Annotated in this window: 13 protein-coding genes and 1 tRNA gene; 8 read left to right on the top strand and 6 right to left on the bottom strand. The window is 69.9% G+C overall.

Going from position 1 to position 15586, the window contains the following annotated elements; genetic code table 11:
- Window positions 1-98: 98 nt before the first annotated feature.
- Window positions 99-1238, top strand: coding sequence for an acyl-CoA dehydrogenase family protein (locus tag ABT057_RS18390; RefSeq protein WP_352344096.1), 1140 nt, complete (start codon window positions 99-101; stop codon window positions 1236-1238).
- Window positions 1239-1267: 29 nt separating this feature from the next.
- On the opposite strand, the gene ABT057_RS18385 is transcribed toward ABT057_RS18390, so the two are convergent.
- The 5 genes from ABT057_RS18385 to ABT057_RS18365 all read right to left on the bottom strand — a co-directional run bounded on the left by ABT057_RS18385 (window position 1268) and on the right by ABT057_RS18365 (window position 5477).
- Window positions 1268-1597 (bottom strand): rhodanese-like domain-containing protein, encoded by a 330-nt coding sequence (locus ABT057_RS18385; RefSeq protein WP_352344145.1) that lies wholly within the window; start codon window positions 1595-1597, stop codon window positions 1268-1270.
- Window positions 1598-1625: 28 nt separating this feature from the next.
- Window positions 1626-2423: a J domain-containing protein gene (locus ABT057_RS18380; protein WP_352344095.1), complete on the bottom strand. Its 798-nt coding sequence runs from the start codon at window positions 2421-2423 to the stop codon at window positions 1626-1628.
- Between the two features lie 74 nt (window positions 2424-2497).
- Window positions 2498-3928: a DUF2252 domain-containing protein gene (locus ABT057_RS18375; protein ID WP_352344094.1), complete on the bottom strand. Its 1431-nt coding sequence runs from the start codon at window positions 3926-3928 to the stop codon at window positions 2498-2500.
- 134 nt (window positions 3929-4062) lie between these two features.
- The gene (locus ABT057_RS18370) at window positions 4063-5214 is read right to left on the bottom strand and encodes a sensor histidine kinase (protein ID WP_352344093.1); all 1152 of its coding nucleotides are present in this window, start codon (window positions 5212-5214) and stop codon (window positions 4063-4065) included.
- Between the two features lie 179 nt (window positions 5215-5393).
- A tRNA-Leu gene (locus ABT057_RS18365) sits at window positions 5394-5477 on the bottom strand.
- Between the two features lie 421 nt (window positions 5478-5898).
- On the opposite strand from ABT057_RS18365, the gene ABT057_RS18360 reads away from it, so the two are divergent.
- From ABT057_RS18360 to ABT057_RS18330, 7 genes are all read left to right on the top strand, one after another.
- On the top strand, window positions 5899-6777 hold the full coding sequence (locus tag ABT057_RS18360; RefSeq protein ID WP_352344092.1) for an FHA domain-containing protein: 879 nt from the start codon (window positions 5899-5901) through the stop codon (window positions 6775-6777).
- 10 nt (window positions 6778-6787) lie between these two features.
- Window positions 6788-7303, top strand: coding sequence for an FHA domain-containing protein FhaB/FipA (locus ABT057_RS18355; RefSeq protein WP_352344091.1), 516 nt, complete (start codon window positions 6788-6790; stop codon window positions 7301-7303).
- Window positions 7304-7443: 140 nt separating this feature from the next.
- The gene (locus tag ABT057_RS18350) at window positions 7444-9003 is read left to right on the top strand and encodes a Stp1/IreP family PP2C-type Ser/Thr phosphatase (RefSeq protein ID WP_352344090.1); all 1560 of its coding nucleotides are present in this window, start codon (window positions 7444-7446) and stop codon (window positions 9001-9003) included.
- Window positions 9004-9030: 27 nt separating this feature from the next.
- On the top strand, window positions 9031-10470 hold the full coding sequence (locus ABT057_RS18345) for an FtsW/RodA/SpoVE family cell cycle protein (protein ID WP_352344089.1): 1440 nt from the start codon (window positions 9031-9033) through the stop codon (window positions 10468-10470).
- The gene (locus tag ABT057_RS18340; RefSeq protein ID WP_352344088.1) at window positions 10467-11936 is read left to right on the top strand and encodes a peptidoglycan D,D-transpeptidase FtsI family protein; all 1470 of its coding nucleotides are present in this window, start codon (window positions 10467-10469) and stop codon (window positions 11934-11936) included. The genes ABT057_RS18345 and ABT057_RS18340 overlap by 4 nt, the downstream gene beginning before the upstream one ends.
- A 169-nt stretch (window positions 11937-12105) precedes the next feature.
- On the top strand, window positions 12106-14079 hold the full coding sequence (gene pknB / locus ABT057_RS18335) for a Stk1 family PASTA domain-containing Ser/Thr kinase (protein ID WP_352344087.1): 1974 nt from the start codon (window positions 12106-12108) through the stop codon (window positions 14077-14079).
- 77 nt (window positions 14080-14156) lie between these two features.
- Window positions 14157-14801 carry a restriction endonuclease gene (locus ABT057_RS18330; RefSeq protein WP_352344086.1) on the top strand — a complete coding sequence of 215 codons (645 nt, stop codon included), beginning with the start codon at window positions 14157-14159 and terminating at the stop codon, window positions 14799-14801.
- A gap of 16 nt (window positions 14802-14817) precedes the next feature.
- On the opposite strand, the gene ABT057_RS18325 is transcribed toward ABT057_RS18330, so the two are convergent.
- Window positions 14818-15582, bottom strand: coding sequence for a class E sortase (locus ABT057_RS18325; protein ID WP_502973935.1), 765 nt, complete (start codon window positions 15580-15582; stop codon window positions 14818-14820).
- Between the last annotated feature and the right edge of the window lie 4 nt (window positions 15583-15586).

Raw genomic sequence — 15586 nt, 5'->3', positions numbered from 1 at the left:
TGACCGACGACCGACCGTTCCCTTCTTCTAGAACCTGTTCTATCTTGACGCGCGATCGACACTCCGTCAGATCAGCTCACCCGTCGGAAGGACAGGCCGTGGACTTCACCTTCACCGAGGAGCAGCAGGCGGCGGCGGAGGCGGCGCGTGGCGTGTTCGCCGACGTCGCGCCCGACGGTGTGCCGAGCCCCGCCCTCACCCAGGGCTCCGCCGTCGCCGACGACCTCGACCGGACACTGTGGGACAGGCTCGCCGCCGCGGACCTGCTGAGCCTGCTGCTCGACGAGGAATCCGGCGGGGCCGGCCTGGACGCCATCGCGCTGTGCCTGGTGCTGCGCGAGGCGGGGAAGGTGCTCGCCCGGGTACCACTGCTGGAGAGCAGCGCGGCGGCCGCCGCCGTACAGGCCTACGGCGGCCAGGAGCTGAGGTCCTCGTTGCTCGCCCGGGCCGGGCGGGGCGAGACCGTGCTGACCGTCGCGGCCAGTGGCCGCACCGGGCACGACGCGGCCGAACTCGCCGTCAGCGCACGGCGGGACGGGGAGGCGTGGGTGCTGGACGGGACACAGACGGCGGTGCCGTGGGCGTACGAGGCGGACTTCGTCGTCGTACCGGCGCACACCGGGGACGACCGCACGGTCCTCGCGGTGATCGCGCGCGGACACGAGGGGGCCGTGCTCGCCGAACAGATCTCCACCACCGGTGAGCGGCTCGGTGAGCTGCGGCTGGAGTCGGCGCGGATCCCGGACCGGGACGTCATCACCGCCGAGGGCGCCTGGGAGTGGCTGCGGGCGCTGCTGGCCACCGGCACCTGCGCGCTGGCCCTCGGCCTCGGTGACCGCGTCCTGGCGATGACCAGCGACTACGCGAGCAAGCGGGAGCAGTTCGGGCACCCGATCGCGAGTTTCCAGGCCGTCGCCGTACAGACCGCCGACCGCTACATCGACCTGCGGGCGATGGAGGTCACCCTGTGGCAGGCGGCATGGCGGATCGCCTCCGGGGCACCCGGCGCACTGCCCGCATCCGGCGATGTCGCGGTGGCCAAGATCTGGGCCTCCGACGGGGTACGGCGGATCGCGCAGACGGCACAGCACCTGCACGGCGGGTTCGGCGCCGACGTCGACTATCCGCTGCACCGCTACCACGCCTGGGCCAAGCATCTGGAGCTGTCGCTCGGCCCGGCGGCGGCACACGAGGAGGCCCTCGGCGACCTGCTGGCCGCCCACCTCCTCGGAGCCTGAGAGTCCCGCGCCAGGGACCGCGCCACGGACTACACGACGGAACCGGGCTGTCCGCCGTCCGTCACGACGGGACGGCCCAGGGCCTGCCAGAGCTGCATGCCGCCGTCGACGTTCGCGGCGTCGACGCCCTGCTGGACCAGGTACTGGGTGACCTGGGCCGAGCGCCCGCCGGAGCGGCAGATCACGTGGACCCGTCCGCCCTCCGGGGCGGCCTTGGTCAGCTCGCCGAAGCGGGCGACGAACTCGCTCATGGGAATGTGCAGGGCCGCCGCGGCGTGACCCGCCTGCCACTCGTCGTCCTCCCGGACGTCCAGCAGGAAGTCGCCGTCCTTGAGGTCGCCGACCTCGACCGTGGGCACACCAGATCCGAACATCATGCGCCCGACGCTACCCGACCAGCTCGGCCAGCTCCGCCTCCCGGGCGGCGACGTCCGACAGCAGCTGCTCGGCGATCTCGTCCAGGAGGCGGTCCGGGTCGTCCGGAGCCATCCGCAGCATGGAGCCGATGGCACTCTCCTCGAGGTTGCGGGCGACGAGCGTGAGCATTTCCTTGCGCTCGGCCAGCCACTCCAGGCGGGCGTAGAGCTCCTCGCTGGGCGTCGGGCGGCGCTCGGCCGGCGCCGGGCCGGCCGCCCACTCCTCGGCCAGCTCCCGCAGCAGGGCCTCGTCGCCACGGGCGTAGGCGGCGTTGACACGCGTGATGAACTCCTCACGCCGGGCCCGCTCCGCGTCCTCCTGTGCCAGGTCGGGGTGGGCCTTGCGGGCCAGCTCGCGATAGAGCTTGCGGGCCTCCTCGCTGGGCCGTACCCGCTCGGGGGGCCGCACCGACTGGTCCGTGAGCATCGCCGCGGCCTCCGGGAAGAGCCCCTCCCCGTCCATCCAGCCGTGGAACAGCTCCTCGACCCCCGGCATCGGCAGCACCCGTGCCCGTGCCTCCTGAGCCTTGCGCAGGTCCTCGGGATCGCCGGAGCGGGTCGCCCTGGCCTCGGCTATCTGAGCGTCCAGCTCGTCGAGCCGGGCGTACATGGGCCCGAGTTTCTGGTGGTGGAGCCGCGAGAAGTTCTCGACCTCGACGCGGAAGGTCTCCACCGCGATCTCGAACTCGATCAACGCCTGTTCGGCGGCCCGCACGGCCTGTTCCAGCCGCTCCTCGGGCCGCGACTGCTCAGCTTCGGGGGTCGTCACGCGACCAGCCTAGGCCAAGGCCGGGGCGGCCGACGCGACGCAAGTCATCCGCTCACCCCGTGGCAGTCGTCCGCTCACACCCCTGTCTCCGCCGCGATCCGCCCCGCCCGGACCGCCGTCAGCAGATCCGCGTGGTCGGCCTCCGTGCGGTCGGCGTAGGTGACGGCGAAGTCGGCGATCGCCTCGTCCAGTTCGTCGTTCTTGCCGCAGTAGCCGGCGATCAGGCGCGGGTCGGCGCTGTGGGAGTGGGCGCGGGCCAGCAGGGCGCCGGTCATCCGGCCGTAGTCGTCGATCTGGTCGGCGGCGAGCGCGGCGGGGTCGACGCTGCCCTTGCGGTTGCGGAACTGCCGTACCTGGAAGGGCCGGCCGTCGACGGTCGTCCAGCCCAGCAGGATGTCGCTGACGACCTGCATCCGCTTCTGGCCCAGGACCACCCGGCGGCCCTCGTGGTCGACGGCCGGGGTCTCGAAGCCCGCGGTCAGCAGATGCGGCAGCAGAGCCGAGGCGCGCGCCTCCTTCACCTGGAGGATCAGCGGCTCACCGCGGTGGTCCAGCAGCAGGACGACGTACGAGCGGGTGCCCACGCTCCCGGTGCCGACGACGCGGAAGGCGACGTCGTGCACGGCGTGCCGGGACAGCAGGGGGTGGCGGTCCTCGGAGAGCGTGGCCACATACGGTTCCAGGGACCGGGCCACCGCCGCGGCCTCCGCGTCGGGGATCCGGCGCAGCACCGGCGGGGCGCCGACGAAACGGCGGCCGCCGTCCTCGGTCGCCTCGGTCGACTTCGCCGCGAACCGTCCGCTCGTGTTGGCCCGCGCCTTCTCCGAGACCCGCTCCAGGGTGCCCAGCAGATCGTGGGCGTCGGTGTGGGAGACGAGCTCCTCGTCGGCGATCGCGTTCCACGCGTCCAGCACCGGCAGCTTCGCCAGCAGGCGCATCGTCCGGCGATAGGACCCGGCCGCGTCATGGGCCGCCTTGCGGCACATGTCCTCGTCGGCGCCGGCCTCCCGGCCGGCGAGCACCAGGGAGGCGGCGAGCCGCTTGAGGTCCCACTCCCAGGGACCGTGGACCGTCTCGTCGAAGTCGTTCAGGTCGATGACCAGGCCGCCGCGGGCGTCTCCGTACAGGCCGAAGTTGGCCGCGTGGGCGTCGCCGCAGATCTGGGCGCGGATCCGGGTCATGGGGGTGCGGGCGAGGTCGTGGGCCATGAGGCCGGCCGAGCCGCGCAGGAACGCGAAGGGGGTGGCCGCCATCCGTCCGACCCGTATCGGCGTCAGCTCCGGGATACGGCCCTGGTTGGACTCCTCGACCGCCGTCACCGCGTCCGGGCGGCCGGCGTCCAGGTCGAGCCCGGCGTGCGTGGCGCGCGGCACCAGCTCGCGCAGCGCCTTGCCCTGATCCTTGGGCGAGGCCGACTCCGCCCCTTCGCGACGCCACTCGGTGAATCCCCGCACCGGAGGCAGTCTGCGCGCCGCCCCGTCCACCCTTGCCCCGACCTCGGTCAAGACGACCGCCTCCCCCGCTCACACGGTCCGCATCGATCAATTCGAGCCGACCGTACAGCGCGACGGCCCAAAGGCGTGAGCCCCTGTCGCCACCGACGTGTTTCACGTGAAACAAGCCGTCACCGGGACAAGCGTCACCACAGACACGGCAGCTCCACGACCACCACCGTCGGCCCCCCGGCCGGACTGCTCACCCTCATCTCCCCGTCAAGAGCCGCCACCCGCCGCCGAACGCCCGACATCCCGGTGCCCGCCCCCTCCTCGGCCCCGCCGAACCCCTCGTCCCGTACGACGGCCCGCAGCCCCTTGCGCAATCGCTCCAGCTCGACGGTCACCAACGGTGAGCCGCTGTGCTTGGCGGCGTTGGTCAGCGCCTCGGTCACGGCGAAGTAGGCGGCGGTCTCCACGGCAGCAGGCGCCCTGACGCCGTCCTCGAGGCCCTTCACCGTCACCGTCGCCTCCACACCACTGCCGGCCGCCAACGCCCGCACCGCCCCCACCAGCCCCCGGTCGGTGAGGATCGGCGGGTGGATGCCCCGGACGACGTGCCGCAGTTCCGTCAGCGCCTGCTCCGCCTGGCCCTGCGCGTCTGCCATCAGCCTGCGCGCCGCGCCCGGGTCACGGTCGAAGGCCCGCTGGGCCAGCCCGAGCCGCATGGACAGAGCGACCAGACGGGCCTGGGCACCGTCGTGCAGATCGCGTTCGATACGGCGGAGTTCGGCCCCGTGCGCGGCGATCGCGTCGGCGCGGGTCTCGGTCAGCACGCGCACCCGGGCGGCGAGCCGTGCCTTCGGGGACGGCTTCAGCAGCACGGTCGACCAGCGGGCCTCGAGGTCGGCGAGCCGCACGATCCACGGCAGGACCAGCGGAGCGCGACGCAGCAGCCCCACCCGCACGCCGTCGACGGGCAGCGCGAGCAGCCACAGCGGCACGGCGGGCAGCACCAGCCAGCCGTAGACGTAGTGGGCGGCCATCCAGCGCAGATCGGCGAGGGTCGCGGGGTCACGGACGGCCGTGCGCAACCGCTCCCGCAGCGGGCCGGTGAGCGGCTCGTACGCCTCCGGGATCTCCCGGCCCGTCCAGGCCCGCACCTGGCGGCGCTTGGCACCGGCGATCCGGCGGATCAGCAGCACCGTCTCGGGCAGCAGCCACGCGCCGACGACGGTGAGTGTGCCGACGATCGCGATGAGCAGCACGGCGGTGAACAGACACGTGCCGAAAGCCATCACCGCGGCGACCCCCAGCCGCCCGGTGCCCCGCGCTGCCGGCCGGAGTGATGTGCCCATACGCCCACGCTAGGTGGCGCCCCGCCCGGACGCGGGGTAGCAGACCACCGCGGACATGGTGTAGCCCACTACACCGGGTCGTAGGACCTGGATCGATCCTGAGATGTTCCTCACACACGGTGACCATCGCGGACAACGCAAAAGCCCCGCAGGTCCGAGACCTACGGGGCTTTCAGCTGTGCGCGAGGGGGGAGTTGAACCCCCACGCCCTTGCGGGCACTGGAACCTGAATCCAGCGCGTCTGCCTATTCCGCCACCCGCGCATTGGGTGTGTCTTCCGGCTCCTGGACTCTTCGGCCCGGCGCCTTCCGACACGCAGAACATTAGCACGCGGGGCAGGGTGCGTTCACATCCCTTATCCGGGGCAGAGGTCACGTGAGGAGGCGCGCGGCAACCCCGTACGTCTCGGCGGTGACTGGTTCACGTATCAACCTCGTACCTAAGGCGGCCGTCTCCCCAGGAGCCGGACGAGGTCCACAGTCGGGTGCGGGACACTGGTCCTCGGCCGCCTCTACGATCCTGGGCAGAAAACAGGTACGGAAGAGGGCGTCGACACCGCGTCGACGGGGCCGACAGGGGGAACCAGCCGATTCGACGGCGCGTGGATACGATCAGTAAGCAGTACCAGGTAAGCAGCACAGGCAGCAGGACACAGGACGCAGGTCACGACGGAGGAGGTGCCCCATGGGAGTCCTGAAGAAATTCGAGCAGCGTCTCGAGGGTCTGGTCAACGGCACCTTCGCCAAGGTCTTCAAGTCCGAGGTCCAGCCCGTGGAGATCGCCGGAGCGCTCCAGCGCGAGTGCGACAACAACGCGACGATCTGGAACCGGGACCGGACCGTCGTACCCAACGACTTCATCGTGGAGCTGAGCGCGCCGGACTACGAGCGCCTCAGCCCGTACTCCGGCCAGCTCGGCGACGAGCTCGCCGGCATGGTGCGCGACTACGCGAAGCAGCAGCGCTACACCTTCATGGGACCGATCAAGGTCAACCTGGAGAAGGCGGACGACCTCGACACCGGTCTGTACCGGGTACGCAGCCGTACGCTCGCCTCCTCCACCAACCAGCAGGCACCCACCGGCGCACCCACGGGCGCACCGGCCGGCGGCGGCCGTCCGGCCGGCGGCTACGGCTACCCGCCCGCCGGCGCACCGGGCGCGCCCCCCATGCCCGCCGCCCCGCCCCCGGGCGCCGGCGGCTACGGCTACCCGCCCACCGCGGGCGCCCAGCGCCCCGGCGCGGCAGGCGGCGGCCTCGCCGGCGCACCGGCACCCGGCGCGCGGACCCGGCACTGGATCGAGATCAACGGCGCACGCCACCAAATCTCCCGAGGATCACTCGTGCTGGGCCGCTCCACCGAGGCCGACGTGCGGATCGACGACCCCGGCGTCTCCCGCCGGCACTGTGAGATCCGGACCGGTTCGCCCTCGACGATCCAGGATCTCGGCTCCACCAACGGCATCGTGGTGGACGGGCAGCACACCACCCGCGCTACGCTCCGCGACGGCTCGCGGATCGTCGTGGGCAGCACCACCGTTATCTATAGGCAAGCCGAAGGGTGAAGCGGGGGCAATGTCAGAGCTGACCCTCACGGTCATGCGGCTGGGTTTCCTGGCCGTACTGTGGCTGTTCGTGATCGTGGCCGTGCAGGTCATCCGCAGCGACCTGTTCGGTACGCGCGTCACTCAGCGCGGCGCCCGCCGGGAACCCGCCCGACCGCAACAGGACCGGCGCCAGCAGGCGCCCCCGCAGCAGCGCCAGCAGCCTGCCGCGGGTGGCCGCCGTGGGCGCAACGCCCCGACCAAACTCGTCGTGTCCGAGGGCATCCTCACGGGCACCACCGTCGCGCTCCAGGGGCAGACCATCACCCTGGGCCGCGCACATGACAGCACGATCGTGCTGGACGACGACTACGCCTCCAGCCGCCATGCCAGGATCTACCCGGACCGTGACGGCCAGTGGATCGTCGAGGACCTGGGCTCCACCAACGGCACGTACCTCGACCGGACACGGCTGACGACCCCCACACCGATCCCGCTGGGCGCGCCGATCCGTATCGGCAAGACCGTCATCGAGCTGCGGAAGTAGTGCTACATCATGAGTGAGCGCGAGCGGAGCGAGCACGCCACGGTGACCGGCACCCCGGGCCCCGGCGCGCTCCCGACCGGAGGGTGGGCAGTGTGGCTCGACACGACCGGCTGTACCCGGGGCCGACAGGCGAGGTGCGCATGAGCCTCTCACTGCGCTTCGCCGCCGGATCGCACAAAGGCATGATCCGGGAGGGCAACGAGGACTCCGGTTACGCCGGTCCCCGCCTGCTCGCGATCGCCGACGGCATGGGCGGCGCCGCCGCCGGTGAGGTCGCCTCCTCCGAGGCCATCTCCACCATCGTCGCCCTCGACGACGACGTCCCCGGCTCCGACGTCCTCACCTCGCTAGGCACCGCCGTCCAGCGCGCCAACGACCAGTTGCGCTCCCTGGTCGAGGAGGACCCCCAGCTCGAGGGCATGGGGACCACCCTCACCGCCCTGCTGTGGACCGGCCAGCGCCTCGGCCTGGTCCACGTCGGCGACTCCCGCGCCTACCTGCTCCGCGACGGCGTCCTCACCCAGATCACCCAGGACCACACCTGGGTGCAGCGCCTCGTCGACGAGGGCCGCATCACCGAGGAAGAGGCCACCACCCACCCCCAGCGCTCCCTGCTGATGCGCGCGCTCGGCAGCGGCGAGCACGTCGAGCCCGATCTGTCGATCCGCGAGGTCCGGGCAGGCGACCGCTATCTGATCTGCTCCGACGGTCTGTCCGGCGTCGTCTCCCACCAGACGCTCGAGGACACCCTCGCCAGCTACCAGGGCCCGCAGGAGACCGTGCAGGAGCTGATCCAGCTCGCGCTGCGCGGCGGCGGCCCCGACAACATCACGGTCATCGTCGCCGACGTCCTCGACCTGGACACCGGTGACACCCTCGCCGGACAGCTCTCCGACACCCCGGTCGTGGTCGGCGCCGTCGCCGAGAACCAGCACCAGCTGCACGACAACGGCATCATGCAGACCCCGGCAGGGCGTGCCTCGAACCTGGGCCGCCGACGCCACGGCAACGGCGGGGGCGGCGAGTTCGGCCCGCCCGGCTCCGGCGGCGACATCACCGGCTTCATCGACACGGGCGGCTTCCCCGAGTACACCGACGACGACTTCGTCAAGCCCCGCAAGGGCCGCAGGTGGCTGAAGAGATCCTTCTACACCGTGCTCACCCTGGCCGTCATCGGCGGCGGTCTGTACGGCGGCTACCGCTGGACGCAGACGCAGTACTACGTCGGCACCAACGGCGAGCACCTCGCGCTGTACCGGGGCATCAGCCAGGACCTGGCCTGGGTCTCGCTCTCGAAGGTGGAGAAGGACCACCCCGAGATCGAACTCAAGTACCTCCCGCAGTACCAGCAGAAGCAGGTCCAGGCCACGATCCCCGAGAACGACCTGAGCAGCGCCCGGAAGAAGATCGACGAACTGTCGGTGCAGGCGTCCGCGTGCAAGAAGCAGGCGCAGTCCGACGGAACCAAGACCACGGCCAGTTCGAAGACCGGCTCCGGCCAGGCCGCCGGCGGCACGGGAACCACTCCCGTGTCCCTCACGTCCAAGGCATCACCGAGCCCGACCTCGACCCCGACACCGAACTCGAGCGAGACTCCGGGTTCGCCGTCCCAGTCCCCGTCCGCGTCGCCCACTCCCAGCCCCGGCCCCACTCTCTCGGAGGAAGAGCAGAAGGTCGTCTCGCGGTGCGGTGAGCAGTAGGCAAGCCGTGAGAGGCCCTGTCACGCCATGAGCAGTTCTACCAACACGTCGACGCACCACACGTCCACGATCGGCTCGATCGGCACCCCGAGCCGGCGCAACACCGAGCTCGCGCTCCTGGTGTTCGCCGTCCTGATCCCGGTCTTCGCCTACGCCAACGTGGGCCTCGCGATCAACGAGCAGGTACCGGCCGGTCTGCTGAGCTACGGCCTCGGCCTCGGCCTGCTGGCCGGCGTCGCCCATCTCGTCGTACGCAAGTTCGCGCCGTACGCGGATCCGCTGCTGCTGCCGCTTGCCACCCTGCTCAACGGGCTCGGCCTGGTCGCCATCTGGAGACTCGACCAGTCGAAGTACCTCCAGCAGGCCCAGCAGGCCGGCACCGCCGCGCCGCGCCAGCTGCTGTACACGGCGATGGGCATCGCGCTCTTCATCGTGGTGCTGATCTTCCTCAAGGACCACCGTGTCCTGCAGCGCTACACCTACATCTCCATGGTCGGCGCGCTCTTCCTGCTGCTGCTCCCGCTCGTCCCCGGCCTCGGCCAGAACATCTACGGCGCCAAGATCTGGATCTCGGTCGCCGGCTTCTCCATCCAGCCCGGTGAGTTCGCGAAGATCGTGCTGGCGATCTTCTTCGCCGGCTACCTGATGGTGAAGCGCGACGCGCTCGCGCTCGCCAGCCGCCGCGTCCTCGGCCTGTACCTGCCGCGTGGCCGCGACCTCGGCCCGATCATCGTGGTCTGGATCATCTCGATCCTGATCCTGGTCTTCGAGACGGACCTCGGCACCTCGCTGCTGTTCTTCGGAATGTTCGTCATCATGCTGTACGTCGCCACCGAGCGGACCAGCTGGATCGTCTTCGGTCTGCTGATGTCCTCGGTCGGCGCCGTCGGCGTGGCCCAGTTCGAGAGCCACGTCCAGCAGCGTGTCCAGGCCTGGCTCGACCCGATGAACGAGTACAAGCTCTCCCAGAAGGGCATCATCGGTCACTCCGAGCAGGCCATGCAGGCGCTGTGGGCGTTCGGCTCCGGCGGCACCCTCGGCACCGGCTGGGGCCAGGGCCACTCCGAGCTGATCAAGTTCGCCGCCAACTCCGACTTCATCCTCGCCACCTTCGGCGAGGAGCTGGGCCTGGCCGGCATCATGGCGCTCCTGCTGCTGTACGGCCTGATCGCGGAGCGCGGTGTGCGCACCGCCCTCGCCGCCCGCGACCCGTTCGGCAAGCTGCTCGCCATCGGCCTCTCCGGCGCCTTCGCCCTGCAGGTCTTCGTCGTGGCCGGCGGTGTGATGGGCCTCATCCCGCTGACCGGTATGACGATGCCCTTCCTCGCGTACGGCGGTTCCTCCGTGATCGCCAACTGGGCCCTGATCGGCATCCTGATCAGAATCAGCGACACCGCGCGCCGCCCGGCGCCCGCCCCTGCCTCCAACCCCGACGCCGAGATGACCCAGGTGGTCCGCCCGTCATGAACAAGCCCCTGCGCCGGATCGCGATCTTCTGCGGCCTCCTGGTCCTCACCCTGCTGCTGCGCGACAACTACCTGCAGTACGTCAAGGCGGACAGCCTCGCGAGCGACACCAAGAACCGCCGCGTCAACATCACCCGCTACTCCACCCCGCGCGGCGACATCATCGTCGACGGCAAGGCCATCACCGGTTCGGTGGAGACCAGCGGCGACTACAAGTACAAGCGCACCTGGACCAACGGCGCCATGTGGGCGCCGGTCACCGGCTACTCCTCGCAGGCCTTCGGCGCCACCCAGCTGGAGAAGCTCGAGGACGGCATCCTCAGCGGCAACGACGACCGGCTCTTCTTCCGCAACACCCTGGACATGATCACGGGCAAGCAGAAGGAGGGCGGCAGCGTCGTCACCACCCTCAACGCGGCCGCGCAGAAGGCCGCCTACGAGGGCCTGGGCAGCAAGAAGGGCGCCGTCGCCGCGATCGAGCCGTCCACCGGCAAGATCCTGGCCCTGGTCTCCACGCCGTCGTACGACCCGTCGAAGTTCGCCGGCTCCTCCGACAAGGACTCGGAGGCCTGGCTGAAGGTCCTGAAGAAGAACGACCCCGACGAGCCGATGCTGAACCGCGCGCTGCGCGAGACCTACCCGCCGGGCTCCACGTTCAAGGTGGTCACGGCCGCGGCCGCGCTGGAGAACGGCGAGGTCGACGGCATCGACGACAAGACCGAGACGCCGGACCCGTACCAGCTGCCGCAGTCCACCTACAAGCTCCACAACGAGGGCAGCGGGTGTGAGAACGCCAGCCTGCGGTTCGCGCTGATGGTCTCCTGCAACACCGTCTTCGCGAAGATGGCCGACAACGTCGGCAGCGCGAAGATGATCGAGCAGGCGGAGAAGTTCGGCTTCAACGAGAACAAGCTGGACACCCCGGTCCGCGCCGCCGAGAGCGTCTACCCCAAGGACAACCGGCCGCAGAACGCCCAGGACGGCATCGGCCAGGCCTCCAACCGCGCCACCCCGCTGCAGATGGCCATGGTCGCCTCGGCGGTCGCCAACGACGGCAAGCTGATGAAGCCGTACATGGTCGACGAGCTCAAGGCGCCGAACCTGGACACCCTGGAGACGACCGAGCCGCAGGAGCTGTCCCAGGCCGTCTCCTCGGAGACCGCGCAGAAGCTGCAGCAGATGATGGAGACGGTCGTCAACGACCCGCGGGGCACCGGCAGCAAGGCGAAGATCGACAACGTCACCGTGGGCGGCAAGACCGGTACCGCCCAGCACGGCCTGAACAACAGCGAGAAGCCGTACGCCTGGTTCATCTCGTACGCGAAGCTGTCGGACGGCAGTGCGCCGGTGGCCGTCGCGGTCGTCGTCGAGGACGGCGCGGCCAATCGCGAGGACATCACCGGCGGCGGTCTCGCCGGTCCGATCGCAAGGGACGTGATGAAGGCAGTCATCGACAGCAAGAAGTGACCCCCATCACGTTGCCTGCACATCGGTGCACGTTGCGATACCGGTCCTGCATCGGGTGACGGGCTTGGCCAGGTCACGACGCGCGGTCCGGGTACGGTATGCCCGGACGGCAGCCTCCGACCGCACACGTGTGCCGGTCGGGACCGACGGAGAGGGCTGGTAGGTAGCTATGGAAGAGCCGCGTCGCCTCGGCGGCCGGTACGAGCTGGGCCATGTGCTCGGTCGTGGTGGCATGGCGGAGGTCTACCTCGCGCATGACACCCGCCTCGGCCGCACCGTGGCGGTGAAGACGCTGCGCGTGGACCTCGCGCGCGACCCTTCCTTCCAGGCCCGGTTCCGCCGGGAGGCCCAGTCGGCCGCCTCGCTCAACCACCCCGCGATCGTCGCGGTCTACGACACGGGCGAGGACTACATCGACGGGGTCTCGATCCCGTACATCGTCATGGAGTACGTCGACGGCTCCACACTCCGTGAACTGCTCCACTCCGGCCGCAAGCTGCTGCCGGAGCGGACGCTGGAGATGACCATCGGCATCCTCCAGGGCCTGGAGTACGCGCACAGAAGCGGCATCGTGCACCGTGACATCAAGCCGGCGAACGTCATGCTGACGCGGGGCGGCCAGGTCAAGGTCATGGACTTCGGCATCGCCCGCGCGATGGGCGACTCCGGGATGACGATGACGCAGACGGCCGCGGTGATCGGCACCGCCCAGTACCTCTCGCCGGAGCAGGCGAAGGGCGAGCAGGTCGACGCGCGGTCGGACCTGTACTCGACCGGCTGTCTGCTGTACGAGCTCCTGACGGTACGGCCGCCCTTCGTCGGGGACTCCCCGGTGGCCGTGGCCTACCAGCACGTCCGCGAGGAGCCCCAGCCGCCGAGCGTCTTCGACCCCGAGATCACGCCCGAGATGGACGCCATCGTCCTGAAGGCGCTGGTCAAGGACCCGAACTACCGCTACCAGTCCGCCGACGAGATGCGCGCCGACATCGAGGCCTGCCTCGACGGCCAGCCGGTCGCGGCGACGGCGGCGATGGGCTCCGTCGGCTACGGCTACGGCGACGACCAGGCCACCACGGCCATGCGCTCCGCGGGCGTCGGCGCCACCTCGATGCTGCCGCCCATGAACCCCGACGACGGGGGCTACGGCTACAACGACTACGACGACCGGCCCGACCGGCGCCGCCAGAAGAAGTCGAACACCTCGACGATCCTGCTGGTCGTGGCCGCGGTCCTGGTGCTGGTCGGGGCGATCCTGATCGGCAAGTGGGCGTTCAGCGGCGACGGCGTGAACAACGAGAACGTGGCGGTGCCCAGCCTGGTCGGCCAGACCGAGGCGGACGCCAGACAGCAGCTGACGAACATCGACCTCAAGGTCGGGGAGGTCACGCAGAAGGCCTGCGAGGCCCAGCCCAAGGGCAAGATCTGCACTCAGGATCCCGACCCCAAGACCAGTGTCAAGAAGAACACCGCGGTCAACCTGGTGGTGTCGACGGGCGCGCCGAAGGTGGCGGTGCCGAGTGTGCTCGGCAAGACCCTCGACGAGGCGAAGACGGTCCTCGAGGACGACAAGTACCAGTTCACGGTGGAGACGAAGGAAGAGGTCTCCACCGAGACGGCGGGCACCGTCATCGACCAGGACCCGAACCTCGGCGACGAGGTGGAGAAGGGCACCACCGTCACCCTCACCATCGCGAAGGCCGAGGCGAAGGCGACCGTCCCGGACGTCTCCAACCAGACCTGTGACGCGGCCAAGGCCCAGATGCAGGCGAACAACCTCACCGGCAACTGCGTCGAGGTCGACACCCAGGACCAGAACCAGATCGGCAAGGTCATCTCGACCAGCCCGGCCATCGGCTCCCAGGTCGACAAGGGCTCCACGGTCACGATCCAGATCGGCAAGAGCAGCCAGACCCAGGTTCCGTCCAACCTCCAGGGCATGAGCCTGAAGGACGCCAAGCAGGCGATCCAGGACGCCGGCCTGACGGTCGGCAACATCACCGGCTCCCAGGACGACAACGCCCAGGTCATCAGCTCGGACCCGAGCCCCGGCAGCACGGTAGACAAGGGGACGGCGGTCAACCTGATCGCCTTCGGTGGCGGCGGCAACAACGGCGACAACGGCGGCGGCGGCGGCTTCAACTAGCCACCGGCCTGGCCTGAACAGCGAGTGAGGGGCTCCCCCGGACGTTTCCGGCGGGGCCCTTCACTCGTTTGCAGCACATGATCGACGAAACCGTGCTGCTGGAATCCAAGTCCCTCCGCGAGAGGGTGCGGGACCGGACCGAGGTCCTCGACCGGGTGAAGGCGCTGTCGCTGTTGCCGGACGGGGTGCATGTGACTACGGCGATGGTGGCGGCGTACTTCAACGTCACCGTGGATGCCATCCGGCACCTCGTCCAGGACCATCGGACCGAGCTGGAGAACAGCGGCTACCACGTTTTGGCAGGTTCACGACTGAGTGACTTCAAGTCACTCAGTGGTGTCGCAACCCGCACCCGCTCCCTCGCCCTCTTCCCCCGCCGAGCCGTCCTCAACGTCGCCATGCTGCTCCGGGACAGCGAAGTCGCACGTCAGGTGCGTACGTACCTGCTCGACATGGAGTATCTGGCCCGTTCACAGCCTGTGGATAACTCTGTCCACAGGGGGATCGAGTCGCTCGACCGGCTGGTGGACGAGCGCATCGACGAGCGCATCGTCCACATCCTGGGGACGACGGTCGTCCCCCTGTTCAACGCCCTGATCGAGACGTCGGGCGAGCACCGCAGGGAGCTGATCGCGCTGCGGACGGACGTGCGGAGCGTGCAGATCAGGCTCCGTCAGCATCGGGCTCGGCTGCGGAGGCTGGAGGGACGGCAGACCTCCTGAACGGAGGTCTGCCGCGTCAGCTCAGTTCCTTCGGCGGAGTCCGGTCCGCGTTCACCTTGTCCACGCGGACCAGCTCCCCCCACACCACGTACCGGTAGCGCGAGGTGTACACGGGGGTGCACGTCGTCAACGTGATGTAGTGGCCGGCCTTCGACCTGCCGGACTCCTTCGGGATCCCGCCCAGCACCTCGACGTTGTACTTCGAGGTCTCGGGGAGGACGGCGTAGACCTTGTAGACGTACCAGTCGTCCCGCGTCTCGAAGACGATCGGGTCGCCCTTCTTCAGCTTGTCGATGTTGTGGAACTTCGCGCCGTGGCCGTCGCGGTGGGCGGCGAGGGCGAAGTTGCCGTTCTTGTCGCTGCTGGGGAGCGTGGCCTTGACGGGGTCGGTGTAGTAGCCGGCGACGCCCTCGTTGAGGATGTCCGTCGAGGTGCCCTTCTCGACCAGGACCTCGCCGTTCTTCATGGCCGGGACGTGCAGGAACCCGATGCCGTCCTTGGTGTCGAGCGCGCCGGGCCCGGTGTCCTCCTGGGCCCAGGTCTCGCGCACCTTGTCGGCCTGCTTGTCCGCGTGCCGGTCGGCGATCACGTTCGTCCACCAGAGCGAGTAGACGACGAACAGGCCCAGTACCAGACCCGCCGTGATGAGGAGTTCCCCGAAGACGCTCACGGCGAAGGCGATCCGCCCGCGTCGGGGTTGTCCCGGCGCGGGCGAGGACGCGTCCCCTTCGTCGGCGTACCCGGCGTGCCCGGTGTCGCCGGTGGTCGCTGCCACGTTCACTCTG

The sequence above is a fragment of the Streptomyces sp. NPDC002588 genome, from assembly GCF_040295925.1.
Lineage (GTDB): Bacteria > Actinomycetota > Actinomycetes > Streptomycetales > Streptomycetaceae > Streptomyces.
The sequence above is the reverse complement of the archived record's forward strand: the minus strand, read 5'-3'. Positions and strand labels throughout refer to the sequence as shown.

What these genes read in the sequence shown, in the direction of transcription:
- ABT057_RS18370 (WP_352344093.1), bottom strand. Translation starts at nt 5,214, where the DNA reads ATGGGCACATCACTCCGGCCGGCAGCGCGGGGCACCGGGCGGCTGGGG.
- ABT057_RS18355 (WP_352344091.1), top strand. Translation starts at nt 6,788, where the DNA reads ATGTCAGAGCTGACCCTCACGGTCATGCGGCTGGGTTTCCTGGCCGTA.
- ABT057_RS18350 (WP_352344090.1), top strand. Translation starts at nt 7,444, where the DNA reads ATGAGCCTCTCACTGCGCTTCGCCGCCGGATCGCACAAAGGCATGATC.
- ABT057_RS18330 (WP_352344086.1), top strand. Translation starts at nt 14,157, where the DNA reads ATGATCGACGAAACCGTGCTGCTGGAATCCAAGTCCCTCCGCGAGAGG.
- ABT057_RS18340 (WP_352344088.1), top strand. Translation starts at nt 10,467, where the DNA reads ATGAACAAGCCCCTGCGCCGGATCGCGATCTTCTGCGGCCTCCTGGTC.
- ABT057_RS18345 (WP_352344089.1), top strand. Translation starts at nt 9,031, where the DNA reads ATGAGCAGTTCTACCAACACGTCGACGCACCACACGTCCACGATCGGC.
- pknB (WP_352344087.1), top strand. Translation starts at nt 12,106, where the DNA reads ATGGAAGAGCCGCGTCGCCTCGGCGGCCGGTACGAGCTGGGCCATGTG.
- ABT057_RS18360 (WP_352344092.1), top strand. Translation starts at nt 5,899, where the DNA reads ATGGGAGTCCTGAAGAAATTCGAGCAGCGTCTCGAGGGTCTGGTCAAC.